Source organism: Mycobacteriales bacterium, from assembly GCA_035550055.1.
In the GTDB taxonomy this organism is placed as follows: Bacteria; Actinomycetota; Actinomycetes; order JAFAQI01; family JAFAQI01; genus DASZTV01.
Window position 1 is genome coordinate 13,144 of record DASZRO010000004.1, and the last position, 24,393, is coordinate 37,536.

The 24,393-nt window shown below is 71.3% G+C and carries 23 protein-coding genes and 2 rRNA genes; 3 read left to right on the forward strand and 22 right to left on the reverse strand.

What is annotated here, in order from left to right; all coding sequences use genetic code 11:
• Positions 1-27 precede the first annotated feature (27 nt).
• The 18 genes from VG899_00175 to VG899_00260 all read right to left on the reverse strand — a co-directional run bounded on the left by VG899_00175 (position 28) and on the right by VG899_00260 (position 19,076).
• Positions 28-702 (reverse strand): hypothetical protein, encoded by a 675-nt coding sequence (locus VG899_00175; protein HWA64773.1) that lies wholly within the window; start codon positions 700-702, stop codon positions 28-30.
• A 10-nt stretch (positions 703-712) separates the two neighbouring features.
• On the reverse strand, positions 713-1,102 hold the full coding sequence (locus tag VG899_00180; protein ID HWA64774.1) for a cobyrinic acid a,c-diamide synthase: 390 nt from the start codon (positions 1,100-1,102) through the stop codon (positions 713-715).
• Positions 1,087-1,962: a ParA family protein gene (locus VG899_00185; protein ID HWA64775.1), complete on the reverse strand. Its 876-nt coding sequence runs from the start codon at positions 1,960-1,962 to the stop codon at positions 1,087-1,089. The genes VG899_00180 and VG899_00185 overlap by 16 nt, the downstream gene beginning before the upstream one ends.
• Before the next feature lie 170 nt (positions 1,963-2,132).
• Positions 2,133-3,080, reverse strand: a complete 948-nt coding sequence (gene xerD / locus VG899_00190) for a site-specific tyrosine recombinase XerD (GenBank protein ID HWA64776.1) — start codon at positions 3,078-3,080, stop codon at positions 2,133-2,135.
• Between the two features lie 4 nt (positions 3,081-3,084).
• The gene (gene ald / locus VG899_00195) at positions 3,085-4,200 is read right to left on the reverse strand and encodes an alanine dehydrogenase (protein ID HWA64777.1); all 1,116 of its coding nucleotides are present in this window, start codon (positions 4,198-4,200) and stop codon (positions 3,085-3,087) included.
• Positions 4,201-4,327: 127 nt separating this feature from the next.
• Positions 4,328-4,960 (reverse strand): NUDIX hydrolase, encoded by a 633-nt coding sequence (locus VG899_00200; GenBank protein ID HWA64778.1) that lies wholly within the window; start codon positions 4,958-4,960, stop codon positions 4,328-4,330.
• A gap of 29 nt (positions 4,961-4,989) precedes the next feature.
• Positions 4,990-6,708 (reverse strand): CTP synthase, encoded by a 1,719-nt coding sequence (locus VG899_00205; protein HWA64779.1) that lies wholly within the window; start codon positions 6,706-6,708, stop codon positions 4,990-4,992.
• A gap of 78 nt (positions 6,709-6,786) precedes the next feature.
• Positions 6,787-7,878: a glycosyltransferase family 4 protein gene (locus tag VG899_00210; GenBank protein ID HWA64780.1), complete on the reverse strand. Its 1,092-nt coding sequence runs from the start codon at positions 7,876-7,878 to the stop codon at positions 6,787-6,789.
• On the reverse strand, positions 7,871-9,517 hold the full coding sequence (locus VG899_00215) for a lipid II flippase MurJ (protein ID HWA64781.1): 1,647 nt from the start codon (positions 9,515-9,517) through the stop codon (positions 7,871-7,873). The genes VG899_00210 and VG899_00215 overlap by 8 nt, the downstream gene beginning before the upstream one ends.
• Positions 9,507-10,373, reverse strand: a complete 867-nt coding sequence (locus VG899_00220) for a hypothetical protein (GenBank protein HWA64782.1) — start codon at positions 10,371-10,373, stop codon at positions 9,507-9,509. The genes VG899_00215 and VG899_00220 overlap by 11 nt, the downstream gene beginning before the upstream one ends.
• The gene (locus VG899_00225) at positions 10,370-11,314 is read right to left on the reverse strand and encodes a copper transporter (protein HWA64783.1); all 945 of its coding nucleotides are present in this window, start codon (positions 11,312-11,314) and stop codon (positions 10,370-10,372) included. The genes VG899_00220 and VG899_00225 overlap by 4 nt, the downstream gene beginning before the upstream one ends.
• Positions 11,311-12,495 carry a putative cytokinetic ring protein SteA gene (steA, locus tag VG899_00230; GenBank protein ID HWA64784.1) on the reverse strand — a complete coding sequence of 395 codons (1,185 nt, stop codon included), beginning with the start codon at positions 12,493-12,495 and terminating at the stop codon, positions 11,311-11,313. Before steA ends, VG899_00225 begins: the two co-directional genes overlap by 4 nt.
• 38 nt (positions 12,496-12,533) lie before the next feature.
• The gene (gene recN, locus VG899_00235) at positions 12,534-14,276 is read right to left on the reverse strand and encodes a DNA repair protein RecN (protein ID HWA64785.1); all 1,743 of its coding nucleotides are present in this window, start codon (positions 14,274-14,276) and stop codon (positions 12,534-12,536) included.
• A 35-nt stretch (positions 14,277-14,311) separates the two neighbouring features.
• Positions 14,312-15,568 (reverse strand): DUF1501 domain-containing protein, encoded by a 1,257-nt coding sequence (locus VG899_00240; GenBank protein HWA64786.1) that lies wholly within the window; start codon positions 15,566-15,568, stop codon positions 14,312-14,314.
• On the reverse strand, positions 15,565-17,175 hold the full coding sequence (locus tag VG899_00245) for a DUF1800 domain-containing protein (GenBank protein ID HWA64787.1): 1,611 nt from the start codon (positions 17,173-17,175) through the stop codon (positions 15,565-15,567). Before VG899_00245 ends, VG899_00240 begins: the two co-directional genes overlap by 4 nt.
• The gene (locus VG899_00250; GenBank protein ID HWA64788.1) at positions 17,172-18,065 is read right to left on the reverse strand and encodes an NAD kinase; all 894 of its coding nucleotides are present in this window, start codon (positions 18,063-18,065) and stop codon (positions 17,172-17,174) included. Before VG899_00250 ends, VG899_00245 begins: the two co-directional genes overlap by 4 nt.
• Positions 18,062-18,859, reverse strand: coding sequence for a TlyA family RNA methyltransferase (locus VG899_00255; GenBank protein ID HWA64789.1), 798 nt, complete (start codon positions 18,857-18,859; stop codon positions 18,062-18,064). The genes VG899_00250 and VG899_00255 overlap by 4 nt, the downstream gene beginning before the upstream one ends.
• Positions 18,860-18,863: 4 nt before the next feature.
• Positions 18,864-19,076: a hypothetical protein gene (locus VG899_00260; GenBank protein HWA64790.1), complete on the reverse strand. Its 213-nt coding sequence runs from the start codon at positions 19,074-19,076 to the stop codon at positions 18,864-18,866.
• A gap of 54 nt (positions 19,077-19,130) precedes the next feature.
• Between VG899_00260 and VG899_00265 the strand changes: the two genes are divergently transcribed.
• On the forward strand, positions 19,131-19,487 hold the full coding sequence (locus VG899_00265) for an SCP2 sterol-binding domain-containing protein (GenBank protein ID HWA64791.1): 357 nt from the start codon (positions 19,131-19,133) through the stop codon (positions 19,485-19,487).
• A gap of 52 nt (positions 19,488-19,539) precedes the next feature.
• Positions 19,540-20,814, forward strand: a complete 1,275-nt coding sequence (locus tag VG899_00270) for a DUF1015 domain-containing protein (protein ID HWA64792.1) — start codon at positions 19,540-19,542, stop codon at positions 20,812-20,814.
• A gap of 9 nt (positions 20,815-20,823) precedes the next feature.
• Here VG899_00270 and VG899_00275 read toward each other — a convergent pair whose 3' ends face one another.
• Positions 20,824-21,174: a single-stranded DNA-binding protein gene (locus tag VG899_00275; GenBank protein ID HWA64793.1), complete on the reverse strand. Its 351-nt coding sequence runs from the start codon at positions 21,172-21,174 to the stop codon at positions 20,824-20,826.
• A 105-nt stretch (positions 21,175-21,279) separates the two neighbouring features.
• Between VG899_00275 and VG899_00280 the strand changes: the two genes are divergently transcribed.
• Positions 21,280-22,233, forward strand: coding sequence for an MBL fold metallo-hydrolase (locus tag VG899_00280; protein ID HWA64794.1), 954 nt, complete (start codon positions 21,280-21,282; stop codon positions 22,231-22,233).
• On the opposite strand, the gene VG899_00285 is transcribed toward VG899_00280, so the two are convergent.
• The 3 genes from VG899_00285 to VG899_00295 all read right to left on the reverse strand — a co-directional run.
• On the reverse strand, positions 22,230-23,075 hold the full coding sequence (locus VG899_00285; GenBank protein HWA64795.1) for a hypothetical protein: 846 nt from the start codon (positions 23,073-23,075) through the stop codon (positions 22,230-22,232). The two genes, VG899_00280 and VG899_00285, sit on opposite strands and share 4 nt — an antisense overlap.
• An 86-nt stretch (positions 23,076-23,161) precedes the next feature.
• A 5S ribosomal RNA gene (gene rrf, locus VG899_00290) occupies positions 23,162-23,280 on the reverse strand.
• A 95-nt stretch (positions 23,281-23,375) separates the two neighbouring features.
• A 23S ribosomal RNA gene (locus VG899_00295) occupies positions 23,376-24,393 on the reverse strand; the annotation flags it as partial.

The window sequence follows — 24,393 nt, forward strand, 5'->3', positions numbered from 1 at the left end:
CGGGCTGGCACGCCGCGGCGAAGCCGGCTACAACGCGTGCGCGATCCCGTCGACGACGCTCGTCACAAGCAGCAGCAGGAGCGGACCCTCGCCTGCCAGGGGAAGGATGAACAGGACGAGCAGGACGACGACACCCCAGTACTCCTCCAGCAGCCGGTAGGCCATCCGACGGGCGCCCTCGGTCCGAGGCAGGATCGTCCAGACCGCCACTCCGGTGGGCAGCGGCGGAATCGGCACGAGAGTGAGCAGCCCGACCGCCAGGCTCTCCACGCCGAACCCGATGAGCACCTTCTCGGCGAAAGTCGGCGCGATGAGCTGCACGAACCCGTCGCCGTGTAGCACCGACATCGAGTCCATGAGGGCGAGGGCGCCGCGGCCGGCGAGCGCGGCGTACCCGGCGAGCGCCGCCGCGCCCAGCGCAGCCGGCACCACGAACGACACCGCGGCGACCGTGACCAGGTGCCGGTCGCGGCTGCGGCCGAAGCCGCGGCGCCCGTCCGCCTTCGCCGGCCAGCCGACCCCGCCCAGCAGCGCGGCGACCGCGCTGTACGGATCGAGCCAGCTCTGCGGGTGCCAGAACGGGGTGGCATGCCGGTGAGCACGCTCCAACGCGCGGGTGGCAGCCGCTAGCGCGATCAAGCTCACCGCGAAGCCCAGCACCAGCCCGAGCAGCGTCTCAGGTTGACGTAACGCGAAAAGCATCGCCCGGGGACTACCGGCCGCGCAGTCGGCGGACCAGGATGCTCTGCTCGCTCTTGGACTCCAGGTCGGCCAGGACTACCGCCAGCGCCTCCCGGACGATCCGGCCCCGGTCGACGGCCAACCCGTGTTCGGCGCGCAGGACGAGCCGGGCGTGTTCGAGGTCGACGAGCTCGCTCGGCGAGACGTAGACGGTGATCTTCTCCTCGTGCCGTTGCCGGCCGCTCGGACGGCGCGGCCCGGTGGGGCGCGGGGCCGGTCCGACAGATGGCCGGTCGAGCACCTCGGTCGCGCCGGCCGGCGCAGGGTAGGGCGCGGCGTCGTCCTGCTCGACCGGGCGGCTCACGCCGCCGGTCGAACGGAACAGCTCGTCGGCACCCGGCAGCGCTACCCGGCGAGGCATCGGGCCACCACCTCTCGGGCGAGGTCGCGGTAGGCCTGGGCGCCGGCCGAGGACGACGCGTAGCTCGTGATCGGCTCGCCGGCGACGGTGGTTTCCGGGAACCGCACGGTCCGGTTGATGACGGTGTGGAAGACCTTCGGGCCGAACGCCTGGACCACCCGGGCCAGGACCTCGCGACCGTGCAGCGTGCGGCTGTCGTACATTGTCGCGAGAATCCCCTCAAGTTCTAGTTGAGGGTTCAACCGCTCGCTGACTTTCTCTATAGTTTGTATCAAGAGTGCGACGCCTCGTAGCGAGAAGAACTCGCACTCCAGCGGGACGATGACGCCGTTCGCCGCCGTCAGCGCGTTGATGGTCAACAGGCCGAGCGAGGGCTGGCAGTCGATCAGCACCACGTCGTAGTCGTCGATCAGCGGTGCGAGGACCCGCTTCAGCGACTGCTCGCGGGCGACCTCACCGACCAGCTGCACCTCGGCGGCGGACAGGTCGATATTGCTCGGCAGCAGATCCATGCCGGCGTTCGTCTTGAGCAGGATGTCGTCCGCGGTGACCGAACGCTCCATGAGGGCGTTGTAGATGGTCTGGTCCAGCTCGTTCGGGTTCACGCCCAGCCCCACCGAGAGCGCGCCCTGCGGGTCGAAGTCGACCAGCAGGACCTTGCGGCCGAACTCCACGAGCGCCGCGCCGAGGTTGATCGTCGTGGTCGTCTTGCCGACGCCGCCCTTCTGGTTGCACATCGCCAGCACCACCGCAGGGCCGTGCGCGGTGAGTGGCTTCGGATCACGAAGCTTCGGTAGCGGGCGCCCGGTGGGGCCCTTCTCGCGAGGCGGCCGGCCGGTCGCGACTGGGGAAGTCGACATATCGTCCTCTCAACATGTAGCTACACCGATTGCGCGATTTCTCGCGAAGGCGTTTCGGCGACGGGAACCTAGCCGCTCGCCGCCGATCTTGGCAACCGCCACGTTCGCTGACGGCCGTCACCGCAGCCCCAGTGGCCACAGTGGGGGGTCAGGGAGGGGTCCGGGGACGCTCAGCGCGGGTCGCGTGCCCGCGGATGAGCCTCGGCGTAGACCTCGCGCAGCCGGTCCACCGTCACCAGCGTGTAGATCTGGGTGGTCGTGACCGAGGCGTGGCCGAGCAGCTCCTGCACCACCCGGACGTCTGCCCCGCCGTCGAGCAGGTGGGTGGCGAACGAATGGCGCAGGCTGTGCGGGCTCACCCGGGTGCGAACCCCGGCACGCTCCGCGACGTCGCGCAGGATGGTCCAGGCCGCCTGGCGGGACAACCGCCCGCCACGAAGGTTGAGGAACAGCGCGGTTCGACCCGCCCCGTTGCCCACGAGAGCCGGCCGTGCCCGACTGAGATAGGCCGAGAGCGCGTCGAGGGCGAACGACCCGACCGGCACCAGTCGATCCTTGCCGCCCTTGCCGTGCAGCATCACCGACTTGGCGTCGCTGTCGATGTCGTCGACGTCGAGCTCGACCGCCTCGCTCACCCGGGCGCCGGTGCCGTAGAGGAACTCGAGGAGGGCGCGGTCCCGCAGCGCCTTCGGCGTGCCGTCGAAGCCTGCGGCCTCGAGCATCGCCAGCACGTCGTCGACCGGCAACGCGTGCGGCAGGCGCTGCGGCGGCTTCGGCGGTCGGACCGCCGCCGCCGGATCGGACTCCGTGAGGCCTTCCCGCTGGGCGAACCGGTGCAGGCCACGGACCGCGATGACGGTCCGCGCTGCCGACGAGGCAGCCAGCGGCGCCCGGTCCGGTGTCCCGGCGCGAAGCTCGGTGAGGAACGCCGCGACGTCGCGCTCGGACACCGCCCCCAGGTCGTCGATCTGGCGGTCCCTCAGGAACTCGGCGTACCGCCGCAGGTCCCGGGCGTAAGCACCGGTGCTGTTGCGGCTCAGCCCACGCTCGACGGTCAGGTGGTCGAGATAGGTCTGAATCGCCCGCTGCGGGCGCACCGCTCGGTCGCCGTCGGCCATCGCCCTAGTCGAGCAGGTCGGACAGGTCTCGGCTCGGCAGGCCGTGCGCGGCGGCGACGGGCGCGCACACGATCTCCCCCGCCACGACGTTGACCCCGGCGGCGAGCGCGGCGTCAGCGGTCACGGCACGCTGCCAGCCGGATTCGGCGATCCGCTCGGCATACGGGAGGGTCACGTTGGTCAGTGCGTGCGTCGAGGTGTGGGGCACGGCACCCGGCATGTTGGCCACGCAGTAGAACACCGCGTCGTGCACCGTGAAGGTCGGGTCGGAGTGGGTCGTCGGGCGCGTCGACTCGAAGCAGCCGCCCTGGTCCACCGCGATGTCCACGAGCACGGCGCCGGGCTTCATGCGGGCGACCAGGTCATCGGAGACGAGGGTGGGCGCCTTCGCGCCGGGCACCAGCACCGCGCCGATGACCAAGTCGGCGTCCAGACACGCTCGCTCGACTTCGTAGGCGTTGGAGGCGACCGTCTGCAGGTGGCCTTGGTAGATCCGGTCGGCCTGCCGCAGCTTGTCGATGTTCTTGTCCAGCAGGAGCACCTCGGCCTGCATGCCCAAGGCGATCGCCGCGGCGTTCATGCCGGAGACGCCGGCGCCGAGGACGACCACCTTCGCGGCGTACACCCCCGACACCCCACCCATCAGGACGCCGCGGCCGCCGCGCTCGCGCTGCAGATGGTGGGCACCGACCTGCGGCGCCATGCGGCCCGCGACCTCACTCATGGGGGCCAGCAGGGGCAACGAGCCGTCGGCGAGCTGGACGGTCTCGTAGGCGATCGCGGTGATGCCGGACTCGACGATCGCCTTGGTGCACTCAACGCTCGCGGCAAGGTGGAGGTAGGTGAACAGCACCTGGTCAGAGCGCATCCGGTGGTACTCCTGCGCCACCGGTTCCTTGACCTTGCAGACCAGCTCGGCCTCGCCCCACACCGCGTCGGCGTCGGGCAGGATGCGAGCGCCGGCGTCGACGTACTCCGAGTCCGGAATCGACGAGCCGACTCCCGCCTCCCGCTCGACGAGAACGTCGTGGCCCAGCCGGACCAGCTCGTGAGCGCCGGCCGGCGTGAGCGCGACGCGGAACTCGCTGTCCTTGACCTCCCGCGGGATGCCGACCTTCATGGACCTATCGAATCACTCCCTGCCCGCCGCACCCCGCCCGCCGCGCCTCTGCACGAAGCAGCACACAACGTTCCTGTCGGTGCCCCGATACGTTCCCGGATGTCCGGTTCGGGCGCGTCGTTGTGTGCTACTTCGGGGGGAAGCGCTCGGGCCAGGGGGCCTCGGCGGGCCGCAACCCGGTGTACGACGAGCGTGCGGCGGCAGCGCACGCCAGGATGCCCATGGCGGCCAGCGGGTTGTGGAGCCGGCCGTCGAGCACCGCCGACACCGCCTCGCCGAGCGCCACCCACCGAATGGGCATGTCCGCTTCTTCCGCCTCACCGACGAATCGGTCCTGGGTCGACTCGCGGACGTCGCGCGCGAGATACACCCGCACTGCCTCCTCGCTGCCCCCCGGCGTTGTGAAGGCGTCGACCAGGACGTCCCAGCGTTCGGCTTCGAGGTGGGCCTCCTCGTGCAGCTCGCGGCGCGCCGCGACGAGCGGGTCCTCCCCCGCCACGTCGAGCAGGCCGGCCGGAGGCTCCCACAAGAAGTGGCCGACCGGGTGGCGGTACTGCCTCAGCAGCAAGATCTCTTCGCGGTCGTTCATCGCGATGACGCCGACCGCGCCCGGATGCATTACGACGTCGCGGGTCGCGAGCGAGCCGTCGGGCATCCGCACCTGGTCGACGCGTACGGCGATGACCCGGCCGGACCGGAACACCGTCTCGCTGCCGGCGGTGTCGAACTGCTCGGTCGGCTCGTCGCGCAGGTCGCTCACGTGACGAGTGTGCCCGGTGCGGGCACCGGCTAGTTGGCCACCGACATGCCGCTCGACGGGAGGTGGACCACGCTCGGGTCGCTGTCGGCGGCGGCACGGGCGAGCGCGGCCGCGACGAACCCGACGAACAGCGGGTGTGCCCGGGTCGGCCGCGACTTGAACTCCGGGTGCGCCTGAGTGCCCACGAAGAACGGGTGCACGTCTCGCGGCAGCTCGCCGTACTCGACCAGGCGGCCGTCCGGCGAGAGCCCGGAGAACACCATCCCGGCGGCTTCCAGCCTGTCCCGGTAGTCGTTCGAGACCTCATACCGGTGGCGGTGACGCTCCGTCACCTGGGTGGCGCCGTACGCCTCGGCGACGAGGGAGCCATCGGCGAGCATGGCCGGGTAGGAGCCGAGGCGCATCGTGCCGCCCATGTCCCGCTCCCCCGCCACCACGTCGAGCTGGTCGGCCATCGTCGCGATCACCGGGTGGGGCGTGTCGGGGTCGAACTCCGCGGAGTTGGCGCCGGTCAGGCCGGCCAGGTTGCGGGCAACATCGATCACCATGCACTGCAAGCCCAGACACAGCCCGAGCACCGGGATGCCCGCCTCGCGAGCGTGCCGAACCGCGCCGAGCTTGCCCTCGATCCCTCGTACGCCGAAACCGCCGGGGACCAGCACGCCGTCCACACCGTCGAGGACGCCGGCAGCCGAGCCGGCGGACTCACAGTCGTCCGAGGTCACCCAGCGCAGGTCGATGGCGGTGTCGTTGGCGGCCCCCGCCGCGCGCAGCGCCTCGGTCACCGACAGGTAGGCGTCGGGCAGGTCGACGTACTTGCCGACCAGCGCGATCGTGACGCGCTGGCTCGGCCGATGGATGCGCCGCAGCAGGTCGTCCCACTCGGTCCAGTCCACGTCGCGGAACGGCAGCCCGAGGCGGCGTACGACGTAGGCGTCGAGGCCCTCGGCGTGCAGGACCTTCGGGATGTCGTAGATCGAGGCAGCGTCGGGCGCGGACACGACGGCTTCGTTGTCGACGTCGCAGGTCTGCGCGATCTTGCGCTTCATGTTGTCGGGGATCGGACGATCCGACCGGCACACGATGGCGTCCGGGGTGATGCCGATCGAGCGAAGCGACTGCACCGAGTGCTGGGTGGGCTTGCTCTTCTGCTCGCCCGACGGGGCGAGGTAGGGAACCAGCGAGACGTGCAGGAAGAAGACCTTGTCGCGGCCGACGTCCTGGCGCACCTGACGGGCGGCTTCCAGGAACGGCAGTGACTCGATGTCGCCGACGGTTCCGCCGATCTCGGTGATCACGACGTCGACGTCGTCGGTCGCCATCGCCTGGATCCGCGCCTTGATCTCGTTGGTGATGTGCGGGATGACCTGCACGGTGTCACCGAGATACTCGCCGCGGCGCTCCTTGGCGATCACGTCCGAGTAGACCTGACCGGTGGTGACGTTGGCTGCGCCGTACAGGTCGTCGTCCAGGAAGCGCTCGTAGTGCCCGATGTCCAGGTCGGTCTCCGCGCCGTCCTCGGTGACGAACACCTCGCCGTGCTGGAACGGGTTCATCGTGCCGGGATCGACGTTGAGGTACGGGTCGAGCTTCTGCATCGTCACGCGCAGCCCGCGCGACTTCAGCAGCCGGCCGAGGCTCGACGCCGTCAGGCCCTTGCCGAGGCTGGAGGCGACGCCTCCGGTGACGAAGATGTGGCGGACGGCGGCTGCCCCTCGCGCCGCGCCTCCCCCTGCGGACCGATCCAAGGCGCTTTGACTCACGGACTGTCACGCTAACACCGACCGATGACAGGCTCGTTAACGACCGCCGCGTGTCTCGGACGATCAGCCGGTCGATTCGCGCAGTGACCGGTAGGTCGCGGCAAGCTCGGCGACCGCATCGTCCACCGACGGCCACCCGGCGGCCTGCGCACGCCCGGCCGCAGCCAGCCGCCCGGCGAGCTCGTGGTCGGCCAGGACCTGGTCGAGCGCGTCGCCGAGCGCAGCCGCGTCGCCGACGGGCACGAACAGCGCCGCGTCACCCACCAGCTCGGGCAGCCCGCCGACCGCGGTGGTCACGAGCGGTACGCCGGCCCGCAGTGCCTCTTGCGCGACGAGCGAGCGTGCCTCCCAGCTGCTCGGCAGCGCCACCACATCGGCAACCGTGAGCAGGTCAGCCACGTCAGAACGCGCGCCGAGGAGCACGACCGGCGCTGCGGTCGCGGTGATCTGTGCGCGCAGCCGTGCCTCGTCCGGACCGTCGCCGGCCACCACGACGAGCGGCGCGTCGCTGCGGCCGGCCCACCGGCTGCTGGCCGTGACGAGTACGTCGAGTCGCTTCTGGGCTTGCAGCCGGCCCACCGCCAGGACGATGCGGCGGTCGTCGGTGCCGAGCTCCGCTCGGACCTGCTCACGAGACCGCCTGGCGGGCGTGAGGGGCGGCGCGACCACGAACGTCGTCGCGGCCGTTCTGGCGCCGGCACGCATCGCCGCCTGTGTCAGGTCGGCCGACGCGCCGAGGGTGAGGTCGGCGCAGCGGGCGACGTAGCGCTCGAGCGCGGCGTGGGCCCCTCGCGCCCGGCCGACGGTCAGCGGCGCGTTGTGCCAGGTCACGACCAGAGTGCTGGTTGCCGGTCGAGCCGCCGCGATCGCGCCCGCCCGCAGCCCATGCGCGTGGACCACGTCGAAACCGCGCGCGAGCGTGCGCAGCCGCCGTCGCGAGGCCAGCACGACGTCCGGCCTGGATCGCGACGTCGAAAGCAGCTCCTTGCCCACTCCGGGCGGGTCCCCGACCGCGGTCAACGCCGACGCCGGGCCGCACACCGCGGCGGCGACGCCGTACCGGCCCAGTCGCTCCGCGAGGACCGCGACGTGTCGGCCGATGCCGCCCTCGGTCTCGCCCACGACGAGCAGGGCCTTCAGGGGCCGGTCAGCCACGGCGAACCCTCAGGCGCACCAGCAGGACGTTGACGGTCGGCCGGTCGAGCAGGGTGGCGAAAAGACCGTGGATGCCGACCGCCACCGCACCGACGACCACCGCGAGCGCGAGGTTCGCGGCAACTCCCGCGGGCCGGAACTGATGGGCGATCAGCCACCCGGCGGCTGCCGCGGCGCCGCCGCCGGTGATGGCGGTGACCAGAGACCGTCGGGCCCCGGCCAGGGACGCGGCACCACTGGAACGCACGACGCTGATCACCAGCCAGACGCCGGTGACGGTCACCCCGAGGGAGGTGCCGATGCCGATCGCCGCGACGATCCACGCCCGCGGCATCACCACGCACAACACCACGTCGGCGACGATCGCCACGATCCAGCCGCCGATCGACGCGGTCGCCGGCGTACGCGCGTTGCCCTGCGCGTACAGCGCCCTCGACAACAGCGCGAACAGCGCGTAGCCCGGCAGTCCCGGGGCGAAGGCGACCAGACCCCGGCTCAGCAGCGCCGGTGACGCGTGCCCGGGAGCGCCGAGGACCACGACCCGCGCCAACGGCTCGGCGGTCGCGACGATCACGGCCGTTGCCGCGCCGGCGACCACCAGCATGACCCGGGCGGTGCGGGCCAGGGTTGCGGCGTACGCCGCCCGAGCGCCGTCCTGCCACGCCGCGGTGAGCCCGGGAAACGAGCTGGTCGCCAACGGTACGGCGGCGACCGCCCACGGCACGGTGAACACCGTCCATGCCAAGTCGTAGATCACCACCGAGCCGTCGGCGCCCCGCGCGTTCGCCAACCTGATCACCACCGCGGTCCACAGGTCCTGGCTGCCGAGGATCAAGGCGCCGGACACCGCCATCCGCCGAATCGTCGTGGCCACCCCTGGCGGGAACCGGTAGCTCGGGCGCAGCCGCAGCTGGAGCCGGGCGGCGGGGAACGCCATCGGGATGAGCAACGCGGCGACGCCGAGGGTCGTGCCCACCGACAGGATCAGCTCGTGGGTGCGGGTCAGCGAGAGCAGGTTCGTCTCCTGATGCGCGGCGACGCCGGCGAACACGCCGTACGCGACGATCACGACCACGCTCGACACGAGCGGCCCGAGCGCCGGGCCGAGGAAGCGGCGGTGTGCCTGGAGCAATCCGATGAACACCACCGCGATGCCGTAGAGGACGACCTGCGGCATGAAGACCGCCAGCATGCGGGTCCCAACCGCGACCTCTTCGTGGACCGAACAGCCGGGATGGCCGCCGCCCACCAGCACGCTCATCAGCGGCTTCGTGATCACCAGCCCGACGAGCATCACGGGCACCAGCAGCGTCGCCGCCCAGGTGAGCAACGCGGATGCGGTCTGGCTCACCCGTTCGCGGTCGCCGGCCGCCGCCGGCCCGGCGATCACCGGGACGACGAGGCTGGACAGGGCGCCACCGGCCACGATGTCGAAGACGATGTTGGGCACCGTGTTCGCGGTGAAGTAGGTGTCGCCGAGACAGCTCGGGCCGACCGTTCGGGCGAAGACGATGATCCGGGCGAACCCAGCAAGCCGCGCCAGCACGGTCACCGCCGCAATGAGGACCGCGGCCCGGGCGATGCTGGTGCCTGGTCGCGGCGGCGGGGTCAGCTCCTCGAGCGCGACCTCATCGGCCACGACGGTCCCGGACCCGGCCCAGCCCGTCGATGGCCCGCAGCACCGGGTTCGCCTCGATGACGGCGCTGAAGCTGGTCCGCTCGCTCGTCAGCGTGGCGGCGACGACGCCACCGGCGGCGGCGATCCGGGCGAGTCGGGACGGGCGCGTCGCCAGCGACCACCCCAACGTCGCTCCCAGCGTGCCGGCGCCGCAGTCCCCCAGCATCGCGGATTCGCGTACGTCGGGACCGAGTGCGGCAGCAGCGGTCGAGCCGGCAACGCTGGCGATCGCACGGGCGGACGGATCGCCCGCTCGACTCAGAGCGACCGCCGCCAGGCCGGTCACCTTGGCGGCTCGGCCTGGCCGAAGGTCGAAGAGGTTGACCAGGTTCGCGGTGCCTGCCACCAGCACGGTGCCCAGGATCGCGTCGACGGGCTTGCGATGTTGCCGGTGAGACGCCGCCGCCGCCACGCTCCCGATCGTCACGAGCTTCACCATGCCGGTGGTGACGCGGCCGTCCCGTAGCGCCGCGAGGTGCCCGCCGAGGCCGCGCGCGTGGCTGTCGCCGTACCTGTCGTCGTAGGCACCGACGAGGCCGATCGCGGCGACGGAAAGGAGCGCACGGCGGCGTGGCGGCGGCATGGCCGCGGCGAGCCCGGCCACCGCGCCCGCGGTGACCGCGGGACCGAGCAGCAGGCTGACGTCACGATCCCGGAAGTTCTGCCTGCGCCACGCCGGGTCACCGGCGACTGGCGAGGACCGCAGCCAGCGCCACACCGCCGCGGTGGTCAGCCCGGCTACCGGTCCGGCGAGCCGGCCGAGCACGCCGGAGGCGCGCTTGCGCGGATGCCGGTCGCGCCCCTTGCGAGTGATCACGGCGACGGGCTCACGGTGGGCAACGGCTGCTTCTGTGACGCGCCGTACTGACCGGTGGTGCCGGCAGGAGCCTGGGACAACGCCAGGACGGTCGCGATCCGGCCGATGGGCGTCTCGTCGGAGTCCACCGTCGACACCGTTGCGGACAGCGAGGAGTCCTGGCGGATCGAGGGCAGCACCCCGTTGTTCGCGCCGGACTGAAGCGTCGGCGAAGCCACGACGACCCCGCTGGAATCGCGGCGCAGCGCCGTTGCCATGCCGATCAGGTCGCTGTCCTGTTGCAAGGCGGCCGCTGATCCGTCAGGGGCGGACCCGAGCGGGACGAGCAGCACCGCCAGGTCAGCGGGATGGGCCGGCGGGTCGCCTTGGATCGTGATCATGTTGCCGTCGGAGAGCGTGCTCAGGATCGTGTCGATCTGGCGTGACGACGGCGTCCGCAGGCCCGGGCGCGCCACCAGCGCGCGTGCCAGCTCCGTCGCCGCCTGAACCGCGCCGTCGGCGTGAGGCAGTCGCCTGGTGCCCGCGAGCTGCTGTGCCAGCTGCCCGAGGGTGTCGTCCTGGTCGGGATCGAGGTAGGACGACTGAAGCTGGACGTTCGCGGTCACGGTTGCGCCGGCGGAGGCGAGCGTGGTCATCAGCGCCGAGCGCGCGCCGCTGTCGACACCGGGTGCGGACACCACCGCGACGCCCGCGTCGACGAGCCGGCCGCTGACCGCGAACGGCTCGACCGCAGACGCGAACGCCTGCTGCGTGGACAGCTCGGCGTTGAGGGTGTCCTTCTGGTTCTCCAGGGACTGGTTGTCGGCAGTCACCCGGTTTGCCTGTTGGCGCAGGCTGTGGGTGACCGTGCTCTGCAAGCTCGTGCTGCCGAGGAACAGCCCGAGCGCCAGCGCCAGGAACACGGCGACCAGCGAGACGATGTGGTATCGGAAGTCGATCACAGCAGTCCGTGCAGCCAGCGAGTGAAGTGGTCCCAGTCGGTTGCGAAGTACTCGCGGTAGAGGCTCCCACCCGGCGTCACGTACAGCGCGACGAGGAACGCTACCGCTGTCGCGAGGACGAGCAGGACGAGGGCGGAGGCCGGGATCCGGGCGCGATAGAGCCGGCTGACCCCCTTGGCGTCGATCAGCTTGCCGCCGACCCGCAGCCGCGTCAGGAACGTGCTCGCCATCCCGGCCCGACCCTTGTCGAGGAACTCGACCAGGGTGGCGTGCGTGCCGACCGCCACGATGAGCGCCGCACCGCCCTCATCGGCCAGCAACAGGGCGACGTCTTCGCTGGTCCCTGCCGCGGGGAACACCACGGGCTCGACACCGAGCTCCTGGACCCGGGCCAGGCCCGGCGCGCTGCCGTCACGGTAGGCGTGCACGACGATCTCGGCGCCGCACTTGAGCGCCGTGTCGCTGACGGAGTCCATGTCGCCGACGATGACGTGGGGGCGCAGGCCCTCCTCGAGAAGTGCGTCCGCACCGCCGTCGACACCGATCAGAACCGGCTTGTACTCACGGACGTAGTGCCGCAGCGCGATGAGGTCCTCGCGGTAGTGGTAGCCCCGTACGACGACGAGCACGTGGCGACCGTCCAGCTGCGTGCGCAGGTCCGGTACGCCGATCCCGTCGAGGAGCAGGTCCCGCTCACGTCGCAGGTACTCCATCGTGTTGGACGCGAACGCCTCGAGCTGGCTCGCCAAACCGGCCCGGGCGTCGACCATCGACGCCGCGACGGACTCGGCGGTCTGCCGGGTGCCCTGCACGAGGATCAGCCCGTCGAGATCGAGCACCTTGTCGTCCTCGATGCGCACCACGTCGCCCTCGCGGAGCCGGGAGAACGCGTCGGACCCGACGTTGTCGATGAGCGGGATCCCCGCCTCGATCAGCGCTTCGGGTCCGAGGTTCGGGTAGCGCCCCGACACGCTCGGCGCGACGTTGACGACCGCGCCGACCCCACCCGCGACCAGAGCCTCCGCACCGACCAGGTCGAGGTCGATGTGGTCGATCACCGCGATGTCGCCGGGACGAATCCGCCGCGACAGGTCCTTCGTACGGCGGTCGAGGCGTACCGGACCCACCACGCCTGGTGGCAGCTCACCGGCGCGGGCACGGCGAAGTGTCGCGAGCCTCATCCTGAGGGAAGTCTGCCAGAGGTCGCGGCAACGACCGCTCAGCTTCGCCGCTGCTTCGCCACCGCGGCGATGCCGAGCAGCTCCTCGGCGTGGCCTCGCGCCAGCTCGGAGTCCTCCTGACCACCGAGCATCCGGGAGAGCTCGCGCAGCCGCAACTCGCCGTCGACCGGAGCCGCCGCGCTCGACGTGGGGCCGGCCCGGTCGGGCTTTGCCACGACGACGTGATGGTCGGCGAACGCGGCGACCTGCGGCAGATGCGTGACGACCAGCACCTGGGCCGACGCGGCGAGCGCCGCCAGCCGGCGGCCGACCTCGACCGCCGCCCGGCCGCCCACCCCGGCATCCACCTCGTCGAAGACGAAGGTCGGCACCGGGTCGGCGCCGGCCAGCACGATCTCCAGGGCGAGCATCACCCGCGAGAGCTCCCCACCGGAGGCGCCGCGATGGAGGGCCCGTGCCGGCGCACCGTCGTGGGCGACCAGCCGGAACTCGACGTCGTCGACGCCGGCCGGCCCGAACGCGACGCTTGCCCCGTCGACGACGATGCCGTGCACGTCGTCGCGACGCCCGATCGAGACCTGCACCGCAGAGTGCGGCATCGCCAGCCCGGCGAGTTCGGCGGAGACCGCCGCCTCGAGCCGGGCGGCCGCGTCCGCCCGTGCCCGGGACAGCTGCGTCGCGGCGGCGGTCAGCTCGGCGAGCACCCCGTCACGGCGCCGTCCGAGCTCGGTGATCAGCCCGTCGTCGTCGCCGAGCTCGGCCAGCCGCACCCGTGCCTGCTCGGCCCAGTCGAGGACGGCCTCGACGTCGGCGCCGTACCGCTTCGTCAGAGCCGAGATCTTGGCCATCCGGTCCTGAACCACCGCGAGCCGCGCCGGGTCCGCCTCGAGCCGGTCCAGGTAGCCGGAGACGTCAGCCGCGACGTCGGCGAGCAGATACGAGACCTCCGCAAGTCGCGTCGCGATGGCGTCGAGCTCGGGATCGTGACCGCCGACAGCCTCGAGATCGCGACGCGCGATAGCGGTCAGGCTGAGGACGTCGTCGCCGTCGCGATCGTCCTCGCCCCGGTGCAGCGCGAGCCGGGCGGTCGCCGCTGCTGCCCGCAACGCTTCGGCGTGCGCAAGACGGGCGAGCTCCGCGGCGAGCGTCGCGTCCTCACCGGGCGACGGCGCGACGGCGTCGATGTCGGCAAGACCGTGCCGCAGGGCGTCGGCCTCCAAGGTGCGCTCGCGCCGGTTGGCGGTGACCGCCTCCAGCTCGGCACGGATCGTGGCGAGCGCGGCGAACGCCCGCCGGTACTCCGCCAGTGGCTTGCTGACCGCTGCTGCGCCGAAGCTGTCCAACACGCCCCGTTGCACGCTCGGTCGCAGCAGACCGCGCTGGTCGGCCTGCCCGTGCACCGTCACGAGATCGTCGGCGAGGGACGTGAGGATCCCTGCCGGCACCGACCGTCCCCCGACGAACGCCCGGGAGCGGCCGTCCGCGTTGATCGTGCGTACGACGACCACCTCGTCGCCGTCGAGCTCACCGCCGGCCTCCTCGACGGCTGCGGCGACCGGACCGTCCGGCGCCACCCGGAAGCGCCCCTCGACCTCGGCCCGGTCGTACCCGGCGCGGACCAGCCCGCTGTCGGCGCGCCCGCCCAGCAGCAGGCCGAGGCCGGTCAGCAACATCGTCTTGCCTGCGCCGGTCTCACCGGTGACGGCGGTGAAACCCTCACCGAAGCTCAACGCCGCCTCGTCGATGGCACCGAGGCCTCGTAGCCGCAGCTCGACGAGCACGAGATCAGCCTAGGTCCGCGGCGGCCGCGGGCCTGCTATTGGCGCGTCAGCCCGACCGGTTCGAACCGCAGGTCGGGGAAGACCCGCCCGAGGCGATGGTTGTGCAGCCGCGCGGTGATCACCTCACCGACGACCTGGCGGTAGTCGGTGGTGACCGCCAAGTCGCCGTAGTCGAGCGCGCGCTCACCCAGGCCGGGCCACCTGGTGAACACCCTTCCGCCACGAATCCCGCGCCCGAGCACGAACATCACGTTGCCGTGGCCGTGGTCGGTGCCACCGCCACTGTTCTCCTCGACCCGCCGGCCGAACTCACTCATCACCACGACGGTCGTACGGTCCATCTCCTCGGCCAGGTCGGTCGTGAACGCCGCGAGGCACGCCCCCAGGTCGGTGAGCAGCGCCGGCAGCGCGGCGTTCTGGCCGACGTGGGTGTCCCAGCTGAAGCCGTCGACGCCGTACGCATCGACGGTCACCGCTTCCAGCGCCGGCACGTTCTTGACGACCTTGGCGATGTCCTCGAGGGCCGCGCCGAGCAGCGAGCGCGGATAGCTGACGCCGTGAGAAGGGGCGTAGGGACGGTTGCGAACCGCGGCGACCTGTCGCAGCGCCGCGAACGTCTCGTGGGCGGCTTCGGTGGCCGGGCGGCCGGTGTCGCTGTAGAGCCGGTCGAGCGCCTTCATGACCAGGTCGTAGGAGGCGGAGACGGTGTCGAGCTGGAACGTCTCCAGTCCCGACATCGCCGTGGTGTGGTCCCAGCCGATGAGGCTGGCCGCGACGTGAGTACCGAACGAGACCGCGCGCAAGGTGTTCGTCGCTTGCGGGCGGCACAGCAGGTGGCGGGCCAGCCAACCGGTGGACAGCCCCGGGTCGTCCGAGCCGGCCTCCATGGTGGCCTGCGCGTCGAAGTGCGAGTAGCCGGCGGTGGTGTCCAGCCCGGTCGCCTGGACGACGGCGAGCTCCCGGTTGCGCCACAGCGGCAGCAACGCGGCGAGTGCCGGGTGCAACCCGAAGCGCCCGTCGAGGTCGTGGACGCTGTGCTGCGGTACGGCGAGGGTCGGCCGCAACCGGTAGTAGTCGGCGTCATGGTGCGGCACGACCAGGGACAGCCCGTCCACCGCCCCGCGTAGGAACACCACGACCAGGCGCCCGGCCGCAGGTGCGTCCGGCGAAGCGTCGGCGGCGAAGGCGTAACGGGGCAGCGCCGACGGCGTCGCCATCGCCGCCAGTCCGAGAGCGCAGCCACGGGTCAGCAGTCCCCGCCTGGACAGTGCTCCGGCCGCGCCCGCGGTCATCGCAGCTCCATGTACTCGCTGGCGAGAATCGCGAACTCGATCGCGCCGTGCGCGGGGGTGCCGCCGGCGCGCCAGGCCGAGGACGGCTGCTCGTGCGGGTCGAGCCCGGCGATCGCCGCGATCGCGTGCCGGTGCTCCCGGCGTACCGACTGGCCGGTGATCCGTTCCGCCGCCGCGGCGATGATGCCGTCGACCGTGATCCCCTGGTGCCACGCCGCCGCGGCCGGACCGCGGGTGCGGGTGAACGGCGGCGCCGTACCGCCCGGGTTCGCCAGCCAACCCATCAGCTGCCAGGTCTGCAACGTCGTGTTCGAGTTCAGCCACGCGTGGCCGACGTCCGGATAGCCGTTGGGAGCAACCCACTCCGACGGGACGTGGCCCGCCGCTCGTAGGAAGTTCAGGTAGGCGCCCCAGCTCAGCACGGCCTTCACCGACGTGGCGCCCAGGTCGGGCAGCTGTCCCCACGTCCAGCCCATCCCGCGGACGGCGGCCGCAAACGTGTCCCCCGGCCTGCGGGCCTTCTGCCCGCGACTGGCGAAGAACTCGTCCTGCTCGACGATGAAGCGCAACGTCGAGCCGATCTCCGTCCCGTTGCGCAGGTAGTGGCGTGCCACCCGGTCGATCAGCGAGGCGGACGGGGTGTCGCTGACGTAGTGCACCAGCAGGCGACGCGCGACCGTACGCGCGGTCGCCGGACGGTGGGCGAGGTACTCGGCGAAGTCACGGATCAGGTGCTCACCGTTCGCCGACCGGTTGGCCGTCTTGAAGCCGACGATCTCGAGATGGCCGGTGTAGTGCAACGCCGGGTTGTACTCGTACTCCCACGTCGTGGGGTTGATCGTGGCGCCGGTGAGCAGCTTCGCGTACGCCTTCACGTCGCGTTCGGTGAAGTGCCCGAGGCCGACGGTGTGCAGCTCGAGGTCCTCGCGGGCGAGGTTCTCGACCGGGTACTCCTTGTTGGACAGCCACTGGTCGAGGTAGGTCAGCATCGCCGGCGCGGTCAGCACCGCGGCCAGCAGCTCGGCGAACGAGCCGGCGGCACGAGGGCGCACCACCTCGGTGTCGTAGCTGAACCTGGTCCACGGCAGGAACTGCTTCTCGACCAGGGAGCACACGTTGAAGTGGTCGAGCCACACCTCGCCGAGGCGGGCCAGCACCTGGTTCTCGGAGAAGATCGTCCGCGACAGCGTTGCCCACTCGTAGGCCTGGATGGCCTCGTAGCTGTCGGCGGCGTACGCCTGCGCCATCCGGGCCGGCGCCATCGTCAGCAGCGGGAACTGCAGCGCGAGCAGCGTCTCGTGCAGGTCCTTGCCGCCGGCCAGCTGCTTGGCCAGCCACGCGGACGTCCCCATGGAACGGACGGTCGCGAGGTCGGCGGGCGTGGGTCCGTAGCCCAGCCGGCGCAGCGCGTGCAGCGCGTGATCATCGGGAACCGTGACCGGTACGCCGGAGCGCGGCCGCGCCCGGCCGGTCGTCACCGCGGCCGCCGTCGCTGTGGGAATCGCCGTCACGGCCACGCCGCCTGCCGCGGCGGCGAGCAGGCCACGGCGTCCGAGCACGCTTCGACCAACGATCGCCCCGGCGGCCGGTGACGAGACCTCGCTCACCGCCCGCTCCACCCCTGGACCGGCAGCTTGAACTTCTCGACGAGCCGGTCGGTGAACGGCGCGCTGCGAAGTCGCACCAGCCGGACCGGTTCCTTGCTGGGCAGGATCTCGAGCCGGTCGCCGGGCTGGAGCGGGCGGCTGCGCCGGCCGTCGCAGAACAACACGGCGGTCGACGTCGAGTCCGCGAGCTCGATGGCGACGGTGGAATCCGGTGAGACCACGAGCGGTCGCGCGAACAGCGCGTGTGCGCTGATCGGGACCACCAGGACCGCCTGCACCGATGGCCACACCACCGGCCCGCCGGCGGAGAACGCGTAGGCCGTCGAGCCGGTCGGCGTCGCGCAGACCAGCCCGTCGCACCCCCAGCGGGACAGCGGTCGTCCGTCGATCTCGAGGATCAGGTTGACCATGTGCTCTCGGCTGTCCTTCTCGACCGACACGTCGTTGAGCGCCCAGTCGTGGATGACCTCGCTGCCGTCACGCCAGACCTTCACGTCGAGCGCGAGGCGATCCTCGACGTCGTAGTCGCCGGCGAGGATCGCCGTTGCGGTCGCGTCGAGGGACATCGGGTCGGTTTCGGCGAGAAACCCGACGTGTCCGAGGTTCACCCCGAGCAGGGCGGTGCCGTTCGGCCGGGCGTACTCGGCAGCACGCAGCAGCGTTCCGTCGCCGCCGAACGCCACGACGAGCTCGGCGTCGCCGGCCGCGTGGAGGTCGTCGGGCACGATGGTCACTTCGGCGCAGCCGACATCGGCTGCCTCGGGGGCGAACAACCGGACCTCGATGCCCGCGGCGACGAGCCGGTCGCCCAGCTCTCGTGCCGCGGCGGTCGCGCCGGGCCTGCCGCTGTGGACGACCAGGAGGACCGAGCGGCGGGCGGTCTCACTCATTGCGGCCCGGCGGCGACGGCTGCTGTGATCGCTGCGTCGTCGGGCGACGCGGCACCGGCGCGCAGCCACAGGAAGTACTCCACGTTGCCGGACGGCCCGGGCAGCGGGCTCGCCACAACCCCCTCCATGCCGAGTCCGAGGCGGTCGGCGTACGCCGCGACCTTCGCGACGGTGGCAGCGCGGACCGCAGGGTCACGCACAACGCCGCCCGCGCCGACCACGCCCCGCCCTGCCTCGAACTGCGGCTTCACCATCACCACCAGATCACCGTCCGGCGCCAGGCACCCGCTGAGCGCTTCGAGCACGACCGTCAACGAGATGAACGACAGGTCGGCGACGACGAGGTCGACCGCGCCGCCGATCGCCGTCGGTGTGAGGCTGCGCGCGTTGGTGCGGTCGAGCACTCGAACCCGGGGGTTCGATGCCAGGGACCAGGCAAGCTGGCCGTAGCCGACGTCGACCGCGATCACCTCGCGAGCACCGCGTCGCAGCAGAACCTGGGTGAACCCGCCGGTCGACGCCCCGGCGTCCAGGCAGCGCCGGTCGGTCACCGCGAGCGCCGGCCAGTGGTCGAGCGCGCCGGCGAGCTTGTGGGCGCCGCGCGACACGGAGTCGTCGGTCGGGCTGCTGGAGACCTGGACCGAGGCCGCCGGGTCCACTGCGGTCGCCGGCTTGCTGGCGGGCATCCCGGCAACGCGCACCCGGCCGGCGGTGACCAGGTCTACGGCGTCCTGGCGGGACCGCGCGAGCCCGCGGCGCACCAGCTCGACGTCGAGGCGGTTCTTCGCGGGCATCCGGTCACCGCCCGTCGTCGTCCAGCTCGGCGAGAGCGTCGTGGAGCTGTCGCTGGACGTCGTCGAAGATCTCGACGTGCGCCTCTACCGGCACCTCAGCGAGATCCTGCAACCGCGCCAGGGCAGCGTCGACGGCCGCGACTCCGGTCGGCTCGCCGGGGGCGGGCGCACCGGCGGCACCGGCAGCTGCGGCTGCGGTTTGCGGCTGCTCCGACACGCTGTGACGGTAGCCGACTGCGCCCTCGCGCGGGTGACCGATTAGCGTTTGCGGGTGGCCACGGCTAAACAGTGCCGCGCTGCGCTCGACCGGCTGGTCGAGTCCGTGGAGGACGTCGATCCCGAGCTGCGCGCGAAGCACATCCCACAACGCACCGTCCTGTGCCTCGTCCGCGACCTTGACGTCGTGTTCACCGCCCGGCTCGACGCAGACGGCGTCCATGACCTCGTCCAGGCTCCCGCCGGCACGCAGGTGGAGTCGAAGGACGTGCGGCTCAGCTTGGACAGCGACGACCTCATCGCCCTCGCGATGGGCCGGGAGGACTTCGTGACCGCGTGGTTGCGCGGCAAGGTGCACGTGTCGGCCTCGGTCCGCGACATGCTCCGGTTGCGCTCGCTGTTCGGACTGTGAGCGGTCCGCCCGGCCGCGGCCGGCGGGTGGCCCGCCCCGTAGCATCGCCGCCATGACCAAGCCGCCGCGTCCCGACGGACTCGTCCTGGCCCCGTTCCGGGCGCTTCGCTACAGCTCGTCCACCACGCTGGCGAGCGTTCTCGCCCCGCCGTACGACGTGATCAGTCCCGCCGAGCAGTCGGAGCTCGAGGCCCGCGACCCGGCGAACGTGGTGCGCCTGACGCTGCCACGCGACGATGCGGGGCCGGACAGCCGCTACGCCGCGGCCGGGCGGCAGCTGGACGCCTGGCGGGCGGACGGGACGCTGGTGGCCGATGACACTGCCGCGGTCTACGTCTACGAGCAGCACGCCCACGGACACACCCAGCGGGGACTGGTCGGGGCCCTCGGCCTGACACCGGCAGAGGACCAGATCGTGCTCCCCCACGAGAACACGATGGCCGGTCCTGTCGCTGACCGCCTCGCCTTGATGGCGGCGACGGCCGCCGACCTCGAGATGATCTTCCTGGTGTACGACGGGGGTGGCGCTGCCAGCCAGGCCGTCGCCGACGCCGATCGCACTTCCCCATTGGTCGAGACCACCACCCCGGACGGCACGCGGCACCGGCTGTGGGCGATCACCGACCCGGCGGCCCTCGACGCGATCGCCGCCGACCTCCACCCGCGGCGCGCGGTCATCGCCGACGGACATCACCGGTACGCGACGTTCCTGCGCTACCAGGCGGACCGTCATGCCGCCGGGGACGGCGACGGGCCGTGGGATCTCGGGCTGGCGTTCCTCGTCGACGGCTCGGCCTTCGGACCAGAGGTCCACGCCATCCACCGTGCGGTCCCGGGGCTGCCACCGTCCAGGGCCGCTGAGCTCGCCGGCGGCGGCTTCACCGCGACCGAGGTGGCCGGCAGCCTTGCTGACGCCGAGCGGGCACTCGCGGAGGCCGGACAGATCGGGCCCGCGTTCGTGGTCACCGACGGGGCGAGCCACTGGCTGCTCACCGAGCCCGACCCGGCGAAGCTGCAGGCCGCCATGCCGCCCGAGCGGTCCGACGCCTGGCGGGCGCTGGACGTCGCGATCGCCCACGCGTTTTTGATCCGTGCGCTGTGGCAGCTCGAGGACAACGAGGAGGTCGTCGAGTTCCACCACGACGTACCGGCCGCGGTCGAGGCCGCGAAGGCCAGTGGTGGCACGGCGCTGCTGCTCAACCCGACCCCCGTCGCCGACGTGGCGGCGGTGGCGGCGGCCGGTGATCGGATGCCCCGCAAGTCGACCCTGTTCGTGCCGAAACCGGCGACCGGCCTGCTGATCCGCGCGTTCGCCGACGCCGGCTAGCCGCAGTCGTCAGCCGACGCGTTTTGCCCGGGTCACCTCGACCTCCGTCCGGCTCGCCGTCTCCACACCGCGACGCCAGAACCGGCGGCGAAGTGCGCCCTCGACCTCGATCACCTCACCCGGGAGCCATCGCAGCGCCGCCTGTCGAAGCCGCGCGGTGAGCGCCACGCAGTCGATGGCGTCGATCCCGGCGCGTGACGACCCGCTCGGCCGGTCGACGACGATCCGCCAGGAGACGACCTCGTCTCCGCTGGGCAGCGTCCGCTGATCGGCCAGGCTCGACAACCGGCCGGTGAGCCGTACCTCGTTGTGGTGGGCCGCGTTGCTCTTGGCGACGCCGGCAGGATTGGCAACGGCCATTCGGTCCTCCTTCGTTAGAACGAAGGGGCGACCATCGGCGCGGGCTACGACGAGTCCCCGGGCCCGGTGAGCCGCCTGTGGGCGACAGGAGCAGACTGACCAGCTGTGGACGAGACACGCGTCGAGACCGTCGACCTCGGCAACGGGGTGCACAGCCTGGACACCCTCATGTCCGGATACGAGGGGATCACGGCGGGATATCTCATCGCCAGCGACCGGCCGTGCCTCGTCGAGACCGGTACCGCCCGATCGGCGCCCGCCGTACGCCGGGCCCTCGATGCGCTCGGCATCGGCCCGAACGATCTGGCCACGATCGCCGTGACGCACATCCACCTCGACCACGCCGGCGGGGTGGGCGACCTCGCCGAGAGCTACCCGAACGCCGAGATCGTGGTACACGAGCGTGGAGCCCGGCATCTCGCGGAGCCCGAGCGGCTGATGAGCAGCGCGCGGCGGGTCTTCGGCGAGCTGATGGACACCGTCTTCGGCGAGCTGCGCCCGACCGATGCGGGACGCCTCCGGGCGGTCGGTGACATCGGCGAGATCGACCTCGGCGGCGGCCGGACGCTCACGACCTACTACTCCCCCGGGCACGCGCAGCACCACGTCGGGCTGCTCGACTCGCTCAGCGGCGATCTCTACGTCGGAGACGCCGCCGGCATCTTCATCCCGGAGACCGGGGCGATCCGGCCTTCCACGCCCCCGCCCGACTTCGACCTGGACACTGCGTTGGCGTCGTTGCGGCACTTCGCGGATCTGGAGCCACAGCGCCTGCTCTTCAGCCACTTCGGGCCGGTGTCGCACGTCGGGGATGCGCTGGAAGAGGCCGCGGCGGAGCTGCTGGACTGGGTGGACGGCGTACGGGAGACCCGGGTCAACGCGCTCGACCTCGACCACGCGGTGGCGATGCTGCGAGAGCGGACCGCGCAGCGTTATGGCCGGCTCTACACCGATCCGGAGCTCGACGAGAAGTTCGAGGCGCTGAGCTCCACCGCGGCGAACATCAACGGCATCAACCGCTGGCTGGACCAGCTCGAGGCCGCTGACGGGCAGACCTAGCGGCCCTTCGTCAGCTCCTCGAGACGCTCCTCGGCGTCGGTCTCGCCCTCTTCGTCGATCGCGACGACCGAGCTGAACCATTTCTCGGCCTCGTCGAGGCGGCCGGCGTCGGCGAGCGCGGCAGCGTAGGCGTACCACAGACGCGCGGTCCACGGCGCGACCTCCTGGCGCCGAAGCGCGGGCCCCTGCAGGGCGACGACCGCTGCTTGGAGCTCGCCGCGGTCCCGACGGGCGCCGGATTCGACGATCGCCAGCTCGACGCGCTCTGCGGGTCCGAGTCGTCGCACGTCCGGGTCGCGCAGCAGGGCAAGCGCCCGTTCCGGACGACCCAGCCCGCGCTCGCAGTCTGCGAGAACCGGCAGGTACGACGGGTCACCCGTCATACGCCGGACCGCCCGCAGCTCGGCCAGCGCGGTCGCGAAGTCGCCGGCCCGATAGGCGGCGACTCCAACGGCCTCCCGAGCCACCGCCAGCCGCGGCGCGAGGGAGCGGGCGTACTTCGCATGCGCGAGGGCCAGCTCCGGGTCTTCGTCGACGACCAGGCCTGCGGCGACCAGGTGGCGAGCGATCTTGTCGGCCAGGCCGTCGCTGAGGCTGCGCAGCCCGGCGCGAACCCCGCGGTCGAGGTCACGGGCCTGGATGGCGTCGTCGAGCGGCGGTTCGGGGGGCCGTGCCGCGCGTTCGTCACGCGGTGGCCGGGGAGCGCGCGCAGCGGGGGCGCGATCCGGGCGCTTCGGCCCGCCGCGCCCGGCGTCTGCTGACCGGGCGTTGCCGCCCTGGCCGGCCGGCCGCGGCCTTCCCGCGGCGCCGGACGGGCGGGACTGTCGGCGGGCGGGCGGCACGGTGCGCTCCTTCGGATCGTCGCGTGGTGGTGACCATGAAACTACGAAGGGCCACCCGAGTAATCGGGTGGCCCTTCGTGAAAGATGTCCGGCGGCGTCCTACTCTCCCACCCCGTCTCCAGGGCAGTACCATCGGCGCTGAGAGGCTTAGCTTCCGGGTTCGGAATGGGACCGGGCGTTTCCCTCTCGCCATTGTGCCGCCGAAACTCTATTGAGATGTACGAGTCGGTTTCCCGACCCGGTCGATATGAACCGACCGCATCTCGGGAACCGCACAGTGGACGCGATGCATTAAGTGTTGTAGTCAAGCCCTCGGCCTATTAGTACCGGTCAGCTCCATGCGTTGCCGCACTTCCACTTCCGGCCTATCAACCCGATGGTCTATCGGGGGCCTTACCAGGTTGACCCTGTGGGAGACCTCATCTTGAAACAGGCTTCCCGCTTAGATGCTTTCAGCGGTTATCCCTTCCGAACGTAGCCAACCAGCAGTGCCCTTGGCAGGACAACTGGCACACCAGAGGTTCGTCCGTCCCGGTCCTCTCGTACTAGGGACAGCCCTTCTCAAGTCTCCTGCGCGCGCAGCGGATAGGGACCGAACTGTCTCACGACGTTCTAAACCCAGCTCGCGTACCGCTTTAATAGGCGAACAGCCTAACCCTTGGGACCTGCTCCAGCCCCAGGATGCGACGAGCCGACATCGAGGTGCCAAACCATGCCGTCGATATGGACTCTTGGGCAAGATCAGCCTGTTATCCCCGGGGTACCTTTTAGCCGTTGAGCGACGGCGCTTCCACATGCCACCGCCGGATCACTAGTCCCAGCTTTCGCTCCTGCTCGACATGTCTGTCTCACAGTCAAGCACCCTTGTGCACTTGCACTCGGCACCCGGTTGCCGACCGGGCTGAGGGTACCTTTGGGCGCCTCCGTTACCTTTTAGGAGGCAACCGCCCCAGTTAAACTACCCGCCAGGCACTGTCCCTGACCCGGATCACGGGCCCAGGTTAGACACTCAAAACGACCAGAGCGGTATTTCACCAGTGACTCCACGAGCACTAGCGTGCCCGCTTCCCAGTCTCCCGCCTATCCTACACAAGCCGTCCCAAGCACCAATGCCAAGCTGCAGTAAAGGTCCCGGGGTCTTTCCGTCCTGCTGCGCGTAACGAGCATCTTTACTCGTAGTGCAATTTCGCCGGGCCCGCGGTTGAGACAGCGGGGAAGTCGTTACGCCATTCGTGCAGGTCGGAACTTACCCGACAAGGAATTTCGCTACCTTAGGATGGTTATAGTTACCACCGCCGTTTACCGGCGCTTAAGTTCT